Below are 16,539 nucleotides of genomic sequence, written 5' to 3' on the forward strand. Positions count from 1 at the left end.
TGGAGGCAACGTTGGGATACCACCCTGATCGTATCTAGGTTCTAACCTGGTACCGTAATCCGGTGCGGGGACAGTGTCAGGTGGGCAGTTTGACTGGGGCGGTCGCCTCCTAAAGAGTAACGGAGGCGCCCAAAGGTTCCCTCAGAATGGTTGGAAATCATTCGAAGAGTGCAAAGGCATAAGGGAGCTTGACTGCGAGACCTACAAGTCGAGCAGGGACGAAAGTCGGGCTTAGTGATCCGGTGGTACCGCATGGAAGGGCCATCGCTCAACGGATAAAAGCTACCCTGGGGATAACAGGCTTATCTCCCCCAAGAGTCCACATCGACGGGGAGGTTTGGCACCTCGATGTCGGCTCATCGCATCCTGGGGCTGAAGTAGGTCCCAAGGGTTGGGCTGTTCGCCCATTAAAGCGGTACGCGAGCTGGGTTCAGAACGTCGTGAGACAGTTCGGTCCCTATCTGTCGTGGGCGTAGGAAATTTGAGAGGAGCTGTCCTTAGTACGAGAGGACCGGGATGGACGTACCGCTGGTGTACCAGTTGTTCCGCCAGGAGCACCGCTGGGTAGCTATGTACGGAAGGGATAAACGCTGAAAGCATCTAAGCGTGAAGCCCCCCTCAAGATGAGATTTCCCAGTATGTAAGACCCCTTGAAGACGACGAGGTAGATAGGCTGGGGGTGGAAGTGCAGCAATGCATGGAGCTGACCAGTACTAATCGGTCGAGGGCTTATCCAATAGCAAGTTGTAATTCGCATGTTTCGTTTCGAATCTAGTTTTCAGAGAACAACAACTCTGAAATGTAAGCTAAGCTATGCGTTTGGTGGCGATGGCGGAGGGGTTCCACACGTACCCATCCCGAACACGACCGTTAAGCCCTCTAGCGCCGATGGTACTTGGACCGCAGGGTCCTGGGAGAGTAGGACGCCGCCAAGCAATATGAAGACACACTTGATGATATCGAGTGTGTCTTTTTTTTTTATTATATTGTGTATACCGCGTTATTTTAATAGATAGAAACTAATTACGTATGTGACAGAAGGTTTGCATCGTATTGGTTCCGATTTGACTTGTTTTATACATAAAATACTGGCGTCCCAATCCATAAAGCTGTGATACAATAGGTGAGGTCTATATAGAAACGGAAACACGCATAAGTACGAGGAGGAACAGTGAACACGATGAAATCAGCCCCGTTTATTGCCGTGGAAGGTCCGATCGGAGCGGGGAAAACAACGCTGGCAACGATGCTTTCCCATGAATTGAACCTTCCGCTGGTTAAAGAAATCGTAGAAGAGAACCCATTTCTGGCTTCCTTTTATCAGGATATCGACGAGTGGAGTTTCCAATTGGAAATGTTTTTTCTGTGTAATCGATTTAAACAACTGGAAGACACGGGGGCTCACTACGTAGAGCAGAATACCCCTGTTATTTCGGACTACCATATCTATAAAAATTTGATTTTTGCGGAGCGTACCTTAAAGGGAACGAAACGGGATAAATACCGTCAAATCTATCATCTGTTAACGGATGATCTGCCGAAGCCCAATCTGGTGCTCTATATTGAAGCTGAACTCGATACGTTGATGTACCGCATTAACAAGCGTGGACGCTCATTTGAGCAGGATATGGACCCGGCATATATGGAACAACTGATCGTCGATTACAAAACAGGCATGGACTATCTGGCCAAAAGCTCGAATCCGCCAGTAATCATTAAAGTCGACGCGGAGCAACTCGATTTTGTAGAACATCCTGAGCACTTCAGGCAGATTGTTAATCAGGTAAAGGAGTATATCATATGAATAACTATGGCATTCCATCGAATGCATTAATTACGGTAGCAGGTACGGTTGGGGTGGGCAAATCCACATTAACAGCTGCACTTGCACAGCGTTTGAATTTCAAGACCTCTCTGGAGCAAGTCGATCACAATCCTTATTTGGAGAAGTTCTATCATGATTTCGAGCGTTGGAGCTTTCATTTGCAGATTTATTTCTTGGCAGAGCGCTTTAAGGAACAGAAGAAGATTTTTGAACTGGGTGGAGGATTCGTACAGGATCGTTCCATCTACGAAGATACAGGCATATTTGCACAGATGCATGCGGATCAAGGGACCATGTCTGCTACCGATTTTGAGACATACAGCAGTTTGTTTGAAGCGATGGTGATGACACCTTATTTTCCACATCCAGACGTATTGATCTATCTGGAAGGCAGCCTGCCGTCGATTTTGAGCCGCATTACAGAACGCGGACGTGAGATGGAGATTCAAACGGATCGTTCATACTGGGAGCACATGCATGAGCGCTATTCGGTATGGATTAATCAGTTTACGGCCTGCCCTGTGTTGCGCCTGAACATTGATGAGTATGATGTGCATGATCCGGCATCGGTAGATGCCATTTTGGCACAGATTGCAGCTGTCATTCAGCCTTCCAAGGAACCTCAAATGTAAAAATAAGATGCAAACAAAGACAAACATCCCTTTCATGGCCATTAGGCTGCTAAAAGGGATGTTTTTTCGTATCATGAGAGTGCCTGGGATGCATTTTGAACAAATGTAACATCGTTTTTCTAAGTAAATATGGAAATGGATACCTAATATATCTATTCTAACATAATGGATACATGGTCACTAAAAGTAGAAAGTTGTTGAAAAATAGGTCTTTTTGTGGTTTCATAGGAAAGGTGATTTCTGGAAAATTAGCATAAGCATGACTCAGGAGGGAAAGACAACGTGGAAGAGAAACAAGGAATTAAAATCGGTATGCCGATCATTGGTGGCTTAATTGCAGCCATTCTGGGAGGCATTGTATGGGCAGCCATTGCTGCAATGACCGAGTATGAGGTAGGACTTATTGCCATTTTGATTGGAGCGCTCACGGGCTACGCAGTTGTATTGTTCTCGAACAAACAAATTGCGACAGTACATAAGATCATAGCTGTACTTTTTGCTCTCGTAGGCATTTTGCTGGGTAAATATCTGACGGTGGTATACTTTACTTCGGAACTGTTTGGTGATGTAAGCGTAATGGAACTCGTGTTTGATAGCGAGATGATCAGTGCGTTTGTGGAAACCTTCCAGGATTATTTCAGTCAACCGATTGATTTGTTATTCATTGTGCTTGCGATTGTGTCTGCATGGCAGATTCCTGGCCGTATGGCGAGAACCAGCCTGGCTTCGGACGCGTCGTCATCGGATCACGCACCTAGAGCTTAATCCGATAGACATTGGACGTAGGAAGTGGAAGAAAAACGTAGTAAAGAGCAATCTACTTTATGCTGCACTTGTCGTTGGCAATAACAACGGAGAGAGCGTAAAGGTAACAGCAGATATTCATAAAGTGCTCAGAGTGAACACCAATATGAGTTGTTCACATTGCGGCTGAGTTACTTGGATACATAAAGGGACGTGATGCCTGAGGGCGTACGTCCCTTTTGTATATGGGCGGCAATGTCGGAAATATTGATATCGTGTGCATGATTATTGAAACAGCATGAATTAGGACGTCTCCCTTGATGACTATGGAGTTGAATATGGACATAGAGATGAATAATACTGCAATGGGCTCAGACAGTCTATATTATTTGTTTTGATCCGCAAATACAGCCATGGCATCTCTCATAAATACTGCCAAACCATCGCCAAACTGATCAATATTGCGTGTGAAGCGTTCATCGTCCACGTACATTTGACCGAGTCCTCTGAAGGCTTCAGGTGAGTAGCTTCCCATTTGGTTCAGCCAGGTGTACCATTCTTTGATGCCGGCCTGTGCCTCCACAGATGCTGGTTCTGTGTGACGAAGTGCAGCCAGATGTTTGTAGATTTCATTCATTTGATCGGATAGAGCCTTCTGCTTCTCGCCCGACTGACTGTGCAGCTTCTGGTTTGCCTGATCAACGGCATGGTCTCCCCAGCGCTCCCGCGCTTCCTGTTCGTACGGATTCTGGCTAAAATCAAATCCTTCGAATTGTTCTTTGGCTGTCATTTTAATTTCTCCTTTCACGTGTAAAACTGTTTTATCAATCGTAGCGATCATCTGGTCCAAGCGTTGACGCTTTTCCAATAGAATTAATCGATGCATATTTAGCGCTTCCTCCGGATCGAAGGAGGGGTTGTTTATAATGTTTTTGATCTCCTTCAGAGAGAAGTCGAGTTCCTTGAAAAACAAAATCTGCTGCAACCGTTCCAGATTGGCATCTGAATATAATCGATATCCGGCAGAAGTCACTTCGTCCGGGGTTAATAGTCCGATCTCATCATAGTGATGCAGTGTGCGCACACTGATCGAGGCGAGTTCGGCAACTTCTTTTACCTTCATGGCCATGTGTAAAACCTCCTTACAACACCGATTGTACAGTGTCACGTTACGTGAGAGTCAACAATTGAAAATGAAAAAACAAGATGCGAGCATGGAGGCTGCATCTTGATCATGGATTAGGGAGCTAGAAGTGACTAGATTATTGTATTAGTCACTTTAGGGGAGCGGAAGCGCTTCTGAGTCGAAGACATAGACTGCCGCACCGCAGGGGTGTTGTGAGGCTCCTCTGTTATGGAGAGGAGAGCGAGCAGTTGTGTGGGCTGCACATATGCATTCGGTGCAGCCCACGGGCTGGCAGTGCAGGGAGAGCATGGCTACGCCTGCATCCCGCGCACTGCCGCAGCGAACTGCGCAGCCGCTGCGCGCACATCGGCCGCGCCCGCGATGGCGGAGATGACGGCTACGCCGTCGGCTCCAGCCGCCATCACGGCGGCCGTGGTATCGGGCGTAATGCCGCCGATACCCACCATCGGAACTGCGATGCCTGCGGCGCGCAGTTCCGCTACCCCTGCGGGGCCCAGCACAGCGTGGGCATCCGCTTTGGAGCGCGTCGGGTACATGGGCCCGACGCCAAGATAGTCGGCGCCCGCCTGCACCGCACGGCGCGCCTCATCAACAGAGTGGGCGGATACGCCAAGCATCCGCCCATCTCCAATGCGGGCGCGTACCAGCGCCGCGTCCGCATCATCTTGGCCGACATGCACGCCGTCGGCCTCCACCGCTACAGCCAGCTCCACATTATCGTTTACGATGAACGGGACCCCGTGCTGGCTGCACACCTCGCGAAGCCGCAGTGCAAGCAAGCTGCGAGCTTCGCCAACCAGGGCGCCAGTTCCCTTTTCACGGAACTGGAACAGCGTGATGCCGCCAGCAATGGCCTGGCGCAGCACTTCCACCGGGTCTTGCGTCGTATTGACGCTGCCCATCACCAAATACACCTGCATCGCGCGTCGTACGGCTTCTGCATCCCAAGGGCGCATCACTGCTCACCTCGCTGTCTGCGCTGATACGCAAAATGATTCGTTGGTCCATGTCCAGCCCCAATCCCCAGCTCATCTTCGATGGCTGCCTGAATGAAGGCTCGCGCGGTCGTAACGGCAGCCAGAACCGATGAACCCTTAGCTAACTCTGCGGTGATGGCAGCAGAGTATGTGCATCCCGTTCCATGCGTATGACGTGTTACCACACGAACATTCTCCAGATAATGAAAAGACTGTCCATCGTAGAGCACATCCACGATCATGCCACTTCCTTCATCATGACCACCTTTGAGCAAAGCATACGTCGAGCCCATCTGTACAATCCGTCTTGCGGCTTCTTCCCGCTGACTCAGATTCGTAATGGACATCCCGGTGAGCAGTTCTGCTTCCGGAATATTGGGTGTTGTGATCAGGGCATGGGGCAATAGCTCTGTGACCAGCGCCTGTACAGCTTCCTGCTGAAGGAGAGGAGCACCACCTTTGGCGACCATCACGGGATCGATGACCAGATTAGACCAACGGTATTGTTGCCATTTTTCCGCGACGAGCCGAATAATCTCAGCACTATATAACATGCCGGTCTTCGCCGCAGTTGGCTGAAAGTCTTCCCCGGTCGAGTCCAATTGCTGGGCAATGCCATCATAAGGGATGGGAAAGACGCCCTGTACACCTGTAGTATTTTGGGCAGCAATAGCCGTGATAACGGTCATGCCGTATACCCCAAGCTCCTGGAACGTTTTCAGATCAGCCTGAATGCCTGCGCCGCCCCCGTTATCAGAGCCTGCAATGGTTAGCGCTTGAGCAATGTTCATACTGCACCTCCACGGATCTGACGTATCTGTGCGTGCTCTGCCAAGAGTTCAGGTGTCACTTGTGCCAGTTGATTCAACAACTCAATCTGAAAGCTGCCTGGGCCCTGATGTGCCGTGTGCTCTGCCGCTAGTTCAGCCGCTACGCCATAAAAAGAAAGCGCTTCAACAACACTGCCTAGAAGATCGGCTTCCAATTCCACTATGGCTGTAAAAGCGCCAATCACTGAACTTAGCAGACAGCCAGCACCCGTGACCTGAGTGAGCAGGGCATGTCCATTACTCGTGAGGAATGTGGATTGTCCATCGGTAATGATATCTTCTTTCCCCGTAATGACCACGACACAGCCGAGCTTATGTGCTGCCCGCTCCGCAATGCCGATCCGGTCACCCTCACCTGATCCTGCGTCCACACCTTTGATATTCCAGCTCTCACCGATGACATTGGCGACTTCCGCCACATTGCCGCGCAGTACTGTGAGGCGTAGCTCACGAACGAGCATCTGAACGGTTTCTGTACGATAGGCGGTTGCACCTGCACCGACGGGATCGAGCACAACAGGCACGTGATGTGTATTAGCTGATTGACCAGCCAATCGGATCGCCTGAACGACTTTGTCATCGAGTGTACCAATGTTGAGTACCACGGCTCCTGACATCTTGGCGACATCGGCAACTTCCTCATGAGCATAGGCCATAAAAGGGGACGCACCAAGTGCAAGCAGACCATTGGCTGTAAAGGGAGCCACGACAAGGTTGGTGATATTGTGTACCAACGGGTTTTGTGTACGAACACGTTCCAGATAAGACATATAATTTCCTCCTTGTTTTGTATGCGTTCCTGAATCCTTTGACCAAAAAGCTGTAAACGGCTGTTTATTCGGATATAGCGTATCTCAGGTTTCTTAGATTTCTGAGACCGCTTCAAATCCTTGATTAGGACGCTCAGATTCGTTAGGACTCGCTCCATGCTCTATTCCAGACATGTTAAGGCGCATTTAACTTTGCTTTGATTCCCTATGCTTCTTCTTTAGTTACTCTCCGTGCAGATTAATAAAAGCATCCTCGGCTTTCACTGATTCAGGAATCAATTCGTTTTCAACGAGCCATGCACGTACATTCTCCCACGACTCCATTTCCTGCCGACCAAACGGTTGACCTTCTTCATTCATAAGTGGCAGTAAAATAGCCAGACTTTTAGTTTCGATCTCGGCGTCCAGCGGAGACGTTTCATTCTCATGAGCGAGCAGAATATTCAAGGCTTCTTCTGGATGCTCCGTTACATATTTCTGTCCCTCCTGGATCGCTTTGACGAACCGGTTAAGTTGGTCCTTTTTCGCTTCAATGCCCGTTTCACTTGCAGTCAGAACCAATTCATAATAATCAGGCACACCATAATCGACGGGGTTAATTGATCTCATGGCATGTCCTTCTTTCTCCAGAATCAATTGTTCATGGTTAATAAAACCACCCATAATCGCATCCGCCTGTCCGGAAGCCAGCGAAGGAATCAGATCGAACCCGACGTCGACCAGATTCATGTTGTCGGGGTTGCCGCCATCGTGGCTAATCATCGTACGCACCATCGCTTCATACAGGGGAATCGAGGAATAGCCGACAGTCTTTCCTTCAAGATCTTTGGGTGAATTCACGTTACCATTGGCTTCGGTCAACAGATGCACAAGCGGATGCCGAACAACAGCAGCAATGGAACGTACAGGAATGTTCTCACTACGCGCAAGCAAGATTTGGGGTTGGTAGCTTAGAGCCAGATCAATTTTCCCGGCAGCAACAAGTTTGAGCGAATCATTGGTATCCGCAGGCATCTGAATTTCGACATCGAGACCTTGATCTGCAAAGTATCCTTTTTCTTGAGCAACGTAGATGAAGGAATGTACTGCATTCGGGTACCAGTCGAGCATGATGGACAGTTTATCTTTGGTGTCTGAGGCTGGTTCTGTTACAGACGAGTCTTTTTGCTCTGCATTGGTCACCGAATCTGTTGTTGGCGTGTTTTTGCTAGCACCTGTGGTACCACATCCGCTAACGATCAGCAACAGGCTGATGAGCATGATAGGAAGCAGGGAGTATATGCCTTTGTTATTCATAAATGAATTTCCTCATTTCATCGTTTGGATTTGTAAAGCTATTTTTTCTCTCCATGACACCGTATGCTAAATCGTTTCTCCAGCCAAGCAATCAGTGCAAACAAAATGATTCCCAGCAGGGATAACAGCACAATAGCGGCGAACATCGCATCCGTATTCATGTTGCTGGACATGCGGCGGCTGAAGTAGCCGAGCCCTTTACTGCCACCAAGCCATTCGCCTATCGTTGCACCAACCACGCAGTACACCACAGACATCTTTAGCCCCGAGAAAAAAGAAGGGAGTGCCAGTGGAACCTGGAGTTTGCGAAAAATATCCCATTTGCTAGCGCCCATGGTGAGCAGCAGTTCACGCTGCTCCGGATCGCCTTGGCGGAGTCCATCGTAGGTACTGACCACAATGGGGAAGAATGCGATCAGGAACACCACGGCGACTTTACTCCACAGCGTGTAGCCGAACCACAGGATGAATACGGGGGACAAGGCAATCAGCGGTATGGTCTGACTAATCACGATGAAGGGATATAAGGCCTTTTTAATCGATCGGTTCATATGCATGCCTGTCGCCAGCATAATTCCGCTCACTATGGACAAGCCAAAACCAACAGCAACCTCCATAAAGGTAGCAGGCAGATGTAGGGTCAGCAGCAGACGACGATGCTCAACCAGTGAGCCTGCGATGGCTGTGGGTGCGGGAATGATGAAGGAAGGCACCCATCCCATACGTACAATCATTTCCCAGATCGCCAGTAATAAGAGCATGAGCATAATAAACAAACCATATTGGGAAAGCCACTTCGAACACCACGTCCAGACGCTAACCTCAGCTCTATCATTTTGCATGCAATTGTTCCTCCAGTTGTTGCCTCATCTGCACGAGAGCCGGTTCGTAGATCAGGTCCGAATGCCTTGGACGTGGCAAAGGAACCGTCATTTCCAACAGTTGCTGACTTTGACCCCCTGGAGTTAACAGAATGATGCGGTCACTTAACAGCAGGGCTTCTTCAATGTCATGTGTAATAAATAAGAAGGTTTGGCCAAAGCCCTCCCACAGCTCCAACAACCAGCGATGCATTTCGCGTTTGGTTAAGGCGTCGAGCGCACCGAAGGGCTCATCCAGCAACATGAGCTGTCCGCCTGTAAGCAAAGTACGAAGCAGTGCGACCCGCTGCCGCATGCCTCCGGATAACTCATCCGGATAGGAATGTTCATAACCTGACAGGCCGAATCTTGCTAATCCAACCATGATGTCGGCCCGCAGCTTGTCCTTGTCCTGTCGGCCTGGTGCCAGCTCGGCAGGCAGCATGCAGTTCTCCATGACGGTACGCCAGGATAACAGCAGATCTTTCTGCGGCATATAAGCGACTCGTCCGAGCCTTTGTCCTTGCGGTACATCGGCAATGTCGATGGTGCCGACGGTAGGTTCAAGCAAGCCTGCGAGCAGCTTGAAGAGCGTGCTTTTGCCTGATCCGCTGGAGCCGATGAGCGAGACAAATTCTCCTTGTTGAACCTGAAGCGACACATTGGCGAGCACGGGGGAATCCTTTTTTTCGGGAAAAGCGAAGCTTACGTTGTGAATGGTTACATGGTTGTTCATCTGATCCTCACCCCCTTGATGTCAGACTGCTGGAATAACGACGGCATCTTGTACTCCGCAAAAAGAAACAAAAAAGACCCACCCATTTCCGGAGAAATGAGTGGGTCTGTAAGTTAGATCCGCAATTTATCTTCACATATACATGATAAAATTCCGCTTACTAAAAGGCCGCTCCACTTCCCTCCGCTGGTATGATCCAGATCAGGTTCAAAGGGTCCGAATAGTCATATTCGTCTCAGCCGCAGGGCTCCCCTAGTGCAAATGTACAAGATATGCAGTTGTGTATTCAGCATATATCACTTGAACATGAACTGTAAAGAGGCAGCATGATGGAATTCTTGAGGTGGACTTGGAGTCAGAACCTGAGAGTGAGGTTGTAATCATACAAATTTCAGTTGGAAATGATGATTTCATCGACCTGTAATGATTTGTAAAATGAGGATATTGAATAGAACAAGGAGAGGTTCCGATGAGAAATAAAATAAAAGATCCGTTCTGGTCCCATTATGTTGATCTGGTACGGACCGTGGTTGTCCCCTATCAATGGGAGGCACTGAATGATCGCATCGAGGGGGCTGAACCTAGCCGGGCCATTCATAATTTTCGCATTGCTGCGGGTGAAGAAGAGGGTGAGCATTATGGCATGGTATTTCAGGACAGTGATGTGGCCAAGTGGATCGAAGCTGCGTCATACCTGCTTGCAGCCCAACCAGATCCAGAGCTGGAACGCATTGTGGATAGGGTCATCGAGACCATTGCTCAGGCTCAACAAGCTGACGGTTACTTGAATACCTACTTCACACTAAAAGAACCTGGAGCACGCTGGACGAATCTGGCGGAATGCCACGAACTGTACTGTGCAGGTCATATGATTGAAGCGGGTGTCGCTTATTATGAGGCAACGGGTAAGCGTAATCTGCTGGATGTGGTCATTCGTCTGGCCGATCATATTGGGACGGTATTCGGTACAGAACCTGGACAATTGCCTGGATATGATGGGCATCAGGAGATTGAACTGGCCCTATTCAAGCTGTATCAGACCACCGGGAAAGAGGCCTATCTGAATATGAGCCATTATTTTCTTGAGCAGCGGGGGAACAGTCCACATTATTTTGTGCAGGAATGGGAGAAGCGTGGGCGTAGTGTGCATTTTGGAGAGCTGGATATGGTTCACCGTCATAGCTACTCTCAGTCTCACCTTCCGATTCGAGCGCAGGATACAGCGGAAGGCCATGCGGTTCGCTTGGTGTATATGTGTGCTGCAGTGGCAGACGTAGCGGCAGAGACGGGAGATGAGTCGCTGAAAGAAGCATGTGAGCGATTATGGAGCAATACGGTCAACAAGAGAATGTACATTACGGGGAGCATCGGTTCATCTGCCAAAGAGGAAGCATTCACAGGGGATTATGACCTGCCGGGAGACACTGCCTATGCGGAGACCTGTGCGTCGATTGGATTGATTTTCTGGGCAAAACGCATGTTTCAGATCAAGCCGGACAGCAAGTATGCGGACGTATTGGAGCGAGCACTGTACAATACCGTAATTAGCGGCATGTCACTGGATGGACAACGCTTCTTCTATGTGAATCCGCTCGAAGCCGATCCGGAGCTGCTCAAGGTGAATCCGAATTATGCACATGTGCGGACACGTCGGCAGGGATGGTTCGGTTGCGCCTGCTGCCCACCCAATATCGCACGGTTACTGGCTTCATTGGATCAATATGTGTATACCACCGATGAGGCTGCATCCACACTGTATGTGCAATTGTATATCGGTGGCGAAGCAGCATTCACGCTGAATGGTACGGACTTTTCCGTAAATATGAACTCGACCTATACCTCCAACGGAGAAGCGGTTATCCGGATCGAGTCTGTTTCCGGGGAGGAGACAGGATTCACAATGGCATTAAGAAAACCGGATTGGTGTGTATCTCCGGAGTTGTGGATTAACGGAGAAAAGGCAGATGTAGACGACGCTATAATTGAATGCGGTTACATGAAAGTGCAACGATGCTGGCAAGCCGGAGATGAGATCAGGTTACGTTTTCCCATGGAGGTGTTACGCATGAGAGGCCATGACTACATCAGGGATACGTTTGGTAAAGTTGCCATTCAGCGCGGACCCTTTATGTATTGCCTTGAAGAAACGGATAACGGTGCAGGATTATATCGTATTGAATTACCCGCATCAGCGGAATTTGAGGTGAATCATGGGGGAGTGAATCTGTTGGGTGTTCCCGATCTTACCATAGAAGCAAGGCGACTCGTAAGTCATGAGGATGGTGCAGTTCAACTATATCGCAGTGATGTGAGACGGGAGGTTCAACCCGTGACGCTACGATTCGTTCCCTATTTTACATGGGCGAATCGGGAAGAGGGCGAGATGAGTGTCTGGGTTCGAGAGTGGGACGGAGAGGGTCAGCAACAACATGGAAAGGAGGTGATTCACGGGGACTGAAGCAGGTTTGGAATCGGTTGTTGCGAACTCCGTTCAGATAAGACGGAAGAATGAAGAACGGTTATAAGTCGTGTACCAGCCTATGAACGTTAACGATGAATCCATTGAGGAGGCCAAGTTCATGAGGTTTAAAATGATGTTGACCGCAGTGCTATTCCTGGCGGCTGCGCTTGTATTTGCTACGGATCAAACGTATGCCCACGAGTTGTCCACTGACAAGCTCATTCTCCAGACGGGAAGTCATGGCGAAATCTCTTCCATTAAGATCAAGGGCGATGCTTTTCCGACGGAATACGTTATGAATGCAACCGTTGCGCCAGAACAAAATACAGCAGACCACCAGTGGCTCGGTGAACTGATGTTCACGTACAGACTGAATGGTGGGGCGTGGACGAAAGCCTGGACCAATCTGTCGGCAGATGGGCGAACCATCACGAATTCCGGCAATCAGGTGACGGTGACCTATGCGAATGCATCGAATGCTCAAGGTATCCGTAATTTCAAAGTGATCGAGACCTACACCACCCAGACAGATGGCTCCATTCTGTGGAAGATTGAAGTGCAGAATACGAGCGGACAGAAGCTTGAGATTGGTGATCTGGGTCTGCCCTTGCCATTCAATGAACAGTGGACCTATGGTGATGCGATCTATGAGACACGGGTCGTTACACACTCGTTTGTTGGCAACAACAGCTCCTATATTACGGCCAGCCGCCCAAGCGGTATCGGTTCTTATCTGATGCTGATTCCAGATGCAACGACAGGAGCCGGATTCGAGTATCAGGATCGGTGGCGGAATGAGGAGCACCCGGGTAGCAAGTGGGCCTGGAATCCGGCAAATGAAGGCAAATGGATTGAAGGACTCAACGTTTTCTATATCCATTCCAACGTGATCAAATCCACCAACCGGGGATATCTGCCGAATACAAGCCTGGTTCTGGAAGCAGGCCAGTCCAAGACGTACGGATTCAAGTTCCTGGCTATTGCGGATGAACATGCAGCGAAGAATGCACTATATAACGCGGGACTTATTGATGTAACCGTAGTTCCAGGCATGATCGTGCCGACCAACCAGAAAGCGAAGGTGGATCTGCGTACGACCAAGACCATCACCAAAGTGCAGTATGCGAATGGAACGGTTGTGCCGTTAAAGGAAAGCAAGCCTGGCGATCATAAAATCTATGAATTGCAGTTCAGCCAGCTAGGGCCCAATAACGTGACTGTGGAGTATGATGGCGGCAAAAAAACGGTGCTGCAATTCTATGCCATTGATCCAGTCGACAAAGCGTTGCAGGATCATTCGACCTTTATGGTGGATAAAACCCAGTGGAACTTGCCGGGGGATATCCGGGACAAAGTGTTTGATGACTGGATGATGAATACCAAGTCCAAGCGCAATGTGTTCAATGGCTACTGGGGTTGGGGCGATGACTGGGGATTGACACATGGACAGTTTCTGGCTGAAAAGAACACGCTGACACCCGTTGCCCGGGAAATTCGGGCCGTGGATGATTACCTGGAGACAGCGATCTGGACCAATCTGATGAATGGACATCATGAAGATTATCTGATTCACGATTTTCTGATGCCAGAGCCGAATACCACACCAACCTACCGTGGATATGCCTATCCACATGTGTATAACACTTATTTCAGCATGTATAAAATTGCGGATTTATACCCTGATCTCGTTACTTACAAGCATGACAAAGAAACCTATCTGCTGCGCGCTTATAACATTTTCAAAGCCCTCTACGAGGGGCCTGTCGCCTACAACTGGAATACTGGGCTGATGGGAGAATTGACGACTCCCGATATCATTCAGGCTTTGAAAAAAGAAGGGTATGACACGGAGGCCAACGATATCATCACGAAAATGCGAACCAAATACGGGAATTTCAAGAATACGACTTATCCTTATGGCTCTGAATACAGCTATGACAATACGGGTGAGGAAGCCGTATACACGCTGGCGAAGCTGCATTCCGATCAAGTAGCAGAGCAGAGTAGAGCATTGGAGATTATGGGGAAAATCAACCTCAAGACCCGTGCTTCCCGTGGACATATGCCGGTGTGGTATTACTACACGGACCCGGTAACGATTACGGGGGAGAATTGGTTTAACTTCCAGTACACAACCTCTCTGGCTGGATACGCCATGGATGACTGGATTCGGTTCCATGAAGGCAGCAAGCGGGAAGAACAACAGCGCTTGTCCTATGCCGCGAAGATTGCTAACGTAGGGGCCATTAACTCGGGACAGATCAGTGCTGACCCGGACAATTTTGGTGCAGCTTCCTGGACGTATCAGGCCGAGAAAGGAAACTATGGTACGAATGGAACTGGCGGTGGAGCCAATGTACCGTTATTGAATGGTTGGCGCGGGATGACAGGGGAAGCAGACCTGGGCTTGTTCGGTGCATTGCAGACATTAAGTGCAGATATTGCGGTGGACCCGATCTTTGGACTGACAGGGTACGGTGCAGATGTCACGTTTACGAATGGACAATATAACATCACGCCACTGGATGGATTGTTCAAGAGGCTTAATCTGATTACTGAAAAACTGTACATTGAATTGAACAAAGACCAGTATACAGGGGCCAAACTGGCTGTAGCGAAGGATTATGTCTGGCTGGATATGAAGAATCTGACACCAGGCCAGCCACACCAGACGTCCATTACGTTCCAAGGGCTGAAAACAGGCACATATCTGATCAAGGTGGACGGTCAGGTGAAAGGCAAATTCAATGCCTATCAACCGGTGAATACGTTGAAGGTAGATGCAGGTACAGCGGCGTCTTACAATGTGGAGCTTACGCCTACGACGCCGGATGCCAATGCGGCTCCAACGGTAGACGCAGGAACGGATTCTTCCATCACACTGCCGGAGAAGATTCGCCTTCAGGGGATCGTCACCGATGATGGACTGCCGAGTGGTCAGTTAACCTTGGGATGGAGTTTGGTGAATGGACCGGCAGGAGCACAGGTCTCTTTTGCATCGCCAAATTCAGCGTATACGCAGGCAACCGTTTCGGTTGCGGGTGTCTATACATTCCGATTAACGGCTAATGATTCAATATTGTCGGCAAATGACACCGTGCAAGTGACGGTGAACGCCGCACCGCCACTTCCGGAGAAGATGGCACAGTATAATTTTGATGAGAACACAGGCACGGCTGCCGCGGATTCTTCCGGTAGTGGCAACCATGCGACGGCCAAAGGCACAACATCCTGGGTAACAGGCAAAAAGAATCGTGCCATTAGTCTGTCAGGTACGGACGGTTATGTGCAACTACCTGAAGGTATTGTCAGCATGGCGGATTCTGTCACGATCGCAACTTGGGTAAAAGCTAACGCACTCAGTGACTTTACGCGCATTTTCGATTTTGGTCCGGGGACGGGAACCTATATGTTCCTGACACCGAAGGTGGGGAACAATATGAGATTTGCGATCACCACTGGAGGTAATGCTGCAGGCCAGGAACAGACGATTAATGTGCCCGGTCTCCCGGTGGGCGTGTGGAAACATGTGACCGTTACGCTGGGAGGAAACACGGGAATCATCTACGTGGATGGTGTGGAAGTCGGGCGGAATAACAATATGACGTTGAAACCGTCCAGTCTCGGTCAGACCAAGAATAACTATATTGGCAAGTCACAGTACCCGGATCCTTATTTTAACGGGCTCATTGATGATTTCCGTATCTATAGTCGTGCGCTGAGCGCAACCGAAGTGGCAACCCTTGCATCCAGCAATTCGCTGGCCCTGAATGGGGAGGATGAAGTTGTTGCCATACCGGATTTGGGTGAAGAGAACACACCTCAGCTGGACGTTAGTGAGGTGGGAAGTGTGGATTTGACGACTGTGGTGGGTGAAATGCCAACCTTGCCTGCCGTTGTTGCTGTGACGTATAGCGATGGTACAACAAAGGACGTTGCTGTGGTCTGGAATGAAGTCCCGGCTGAGCAAATTGCCGCTGCGGGCACGTTCACGGTTGAAGGAGCCGTGGAGGGTACGGAGTTGAAGGCGCAAGCGAACGTGACGATCATTATTGCAACGGGAGAGGAGCCAGTGGCTGGTGAAAGTTGAATGGATGTTGCCGTTAACCGTCACGTAACAGGTACTAGGTAGCATCCTAAATATCCGATATTATTGCGGAATGTACATGAAGTAGCGCCCAGTTTGTTCGAAGAAATGCGTTGCAGAGCAACGTGATCTCGACCTACCGGGCGCTATTTTGCTATATCAACTTGGACAGAC

11 protein-coding genes, 2 rRNA genes, 1 pseudogene and 1 riboswitch are annotated in these 16,539 nt (G+C 49.4%); of the genes and pseudogenes, 7 read left to right on the forward strand and 7 right to left on the reverse strand.

Annotated features, from left to right (window positions below; translation table 11 throughout):
* The 5 genes from WFI24_RS03345 to WFI24_RS03365 form a co-directional block, all read left to right on the forward strand.
* Positions 1-737: ribosomal RNA gene (locus WFI24_RS03345) — 23S ribosomal RNA — on the forward strand; the annotation flags it as partial.
* Between the two features lie 81 nt (positions 738-818).
* Positions 819-935 (forward strand): 5S ribosomal RNA (rrf, locus tag WFI24_RS03350).
* Positions 936-1,180: 245 nt separating this feature from the next.
* Positions 1,181-1,804, forward strand: coding sequence for a deoxynucleoside kinase (locus tag WFI24_RS03355; RefSeq protein WP_336759618.1), 624 nt, complete (start codon positions 1,181-1,183; stop codon positions 1,802-1,804).
* Positions 1,801-2,457 (forward strand): deoxynucleoside kinase, encoded by a 657-nt coding sequence (locus WFI24_RS03360; protein WP_336758781.1) that lies wholly within the window; start codon positions 1,801-1,803, stop codon positions 2,455-2,457. The genes WFI24_RS03355 and WFI24_RS03360 overlap by 4 nt, the downstream gene beginning before the upstream one ends.
* Positions 2,458-2,739: 282 nt before the next feature.
* The gene (locus tag WFI24_RS03365; RefSeq protein ID WP_260870971.1) at positions 2,740-3,222 is read left to right on the forward strand and encodes a hypothetical protein; all 483 of its coding nucleotides are present in this window, start codon (positions 2,740-2,742) and stop codon (positions 3,220-3,222) included.
* Positions 3,223-3,586: 364 nt separating this feature from the next.
* On the opposite strand, the gene WFI24_RS03370 is transcribed toward WFI24_RS03365, so the two are convergent.
* The 7 genes and pseudogenes from WFI24_RS03370 to WFI24_RS03400 form a co-directional block, all read right to left on the reverse strand.
* Complete coding sequence (locus WFI24_RS03370) at positions 3,587-4,330, reverse strand: MerR family transcriptional regulator (RefSeq protein ID WP_336758784.1); 744 nt, start codon at positions 4,328-4,330, stop codon at positions 3,587-3,589.
* Between the two features lie 308 nt (positions 4,331-4,638).
* A complete protein-coding gene (gene thiE / locus WFI24_RS03375) occupies positions 4,639-5,304 on the reverse strand; it encodes a thiamine phosphate synthase (protein WP_336758785.1) in 666 nt (221 codons plus the stop codon).
* Positions 5,304-6,116 carry a bifunctional hydroxymethylpyrimidine kinase/phosphomethylpyrimidine kinase gene (thiD, locus tag WFI24_RS03380; RefSeq protein ID WP_336758787.1) on the reverse strand — a complete coding sequence of 271 codons (813 nt, stop codon included), beginning with the start codon at positions 6,114-6,116 and terminating at the stop codon, positions 5,304-5,306. The genes thiE and thiD overlap by 1 nt, the downstream gene beginning before the upstream one ends.
* A pseudogene (thiM, locus tag WFI24_RS03385) lies at positions 6,113-6,931 on the reverse strand (hydroxyethylthiazole kinase); the annotation flags it as partial. The pseudogene thiM and the gene thiD, both read right to left, overlap by 4 nt.
* A 216-nt stretch (positions 6,932-7,147) precedes the next feature.
* Positions 7,148-8,221, reverse strand: a complete 1,074-nt coding sequence (locus WFI24_RS03390) for an ABC transporter substrate-binding protein (RefSeq protein WP_336758789.1) — start codon at positions 8,219-8,221, stop codon at positions 7,148-7,150.
* A 38-nt stretch (positions 8,222-8,259) separates the two neighbouring features.
* On the reverse strand, positions 8,260-9,063 hold the full coding sequence (locus WFI24_RS03395; RefSeq protein WP_336758791.1) for an ABC transporter permease: 804 nt from the start codon (positions 9,061-9,063) through the stop codon (positions 8,260-8,262).
* Positions 9,053-9,817, reverse strand: coding sequence for an ABC transporter ATP-binding protein (locus WFI24_RS03400; RefSeq protein ID WP_336758793.1), 765 nt, complete (start codon positions 9,815-9,817; stop codon positions 9,053-9,055). Before WFI24_RS03400 ends, WFI24_RS03395 begins: the two co-directional genes overlap by 11 nt.
* A gap of 161 nt (positions 9,818-9,978) precedes the next feature.
* Positions 9,979-10,081, reverse strand: a riboswitch (TPP riboswitch).
* A 205-nt stretch (positions 10,082-10,286) separates the two neighbouring features.
* On the opposite strand from WFI24_RS03400, the gene WFI24_RS03405 reads away from it, so the two are divergent.
* Together WFI24_RS03405 and WFI24_RS03410 are read left to right on the forward strand one after the other, a co-directional pair.
* Complete coding sequence (locus WFI24_RS03405; RefSeq protein WP_336758794.1) at positions 10,287-12,275, forward strand: glycoside hydrolase family 127 protein; 1,989 nt, start codon at positions 10,287-10,289, stop codon at positions 12,273-12,275.
* Positions 12,276-12,396: 121 nt separating this feature from the next.
* The gene (locus WFI24_RS03410) at positions 12,397-16,368 is read left to right on the forward strand and encodes a DUF5695 domain-containing protein (protein WP_336758795.1); all 3,972 of its coding nucleotides are present in this window, start codon (positions 12,397-12,399) and stop codon (positions 16,366-16,368) included.
* Positions 16,369-16,539: the final 171 nt, after the last annotated feature.

It is taken from the genome of Paenibacillus sp. USHLN196, from assembly GCF_037144955.1.
GTDB lineage: Bacteria > Bacillota > Bacilli > Paenibacillales > Paenibacillaceae > Paenibacillus > Paenibacillus xylanexedens_C.

Excerpts from the sequence above, each read along its gene's own strand:
- WFI24_RS03355 (WP_336759618.1), top strand. The coding sequence starts at position 1,181 with ATGAAATCAGCCCCGTTTATTGCCGTGGAAGGTCCGATCGGAGCGGGG.
- WFI24_RS03390 (WP_336758789.1), bottom strand. The coding sequence starts at position 8,221 with ATGAATAACAAAGGCATATACTCCCTGCTTCCTATCATGCTCATCAGC.
- WFI24_RS03400 (WP_336758793.1), bottom strand. The coding sequence starts at position 9,817 with ATGAACAACCATGTAACCATTCACAACGTAAGCTTCGCTTTTCCCGAA.
- WFI24_RS03410 (WP_336758795.1), top strand. The coding sequence starts at position 12,397 with ATGAGGTTTAAAATGATGTTGACCGCAGTGCTATTCCTGGCGGCTGCG.
- WFI24_RS03395 (WP_336758791.1), bottom strand. The coding sequence starts at position 9,063 with ATGCAAAATGATAGAGCTGAGGTTAGCGTCTGGACGTGGTGTTCGAAG.
- thiD (WP_336758787.1), bottom strand. The coding sequence starts at position 6,116 with ATGAACATTGCTCAAGCGCTAACCATTGCAGGCTCTGATAACGGGGGC.
- thiE (WP_336758785.1), bottom strand. The coding sequence starts at position 5,304 with ATGCGCCCTTGGGATGCAGAAGCCGTACGACGCGCGATGCAGGTGTAT.
- WFI24_RS03360 (WP_336758781.1), top strand. The coding sequence starts at position 1,801 with ATGAATAACTATGGCATTCCATCGAATGCATTAATTACGGTAGCAGGT.
- WFI24_RS03405 (WP_336758794.1), top strand. The coding sequence starts at position 10,287 with ATGAGAAATAAAATAAAAGATCCGTTCTGGTCCCATTATGTTGATCTG.
- WFI24_RS03370 (WP_336758784.1), bottom strand. The coding sequence starts at position 4,330 with ATGGCCATGAAGGTAAAAGAAGTTGCCGAACTCGCCTCGATCAGTGTG.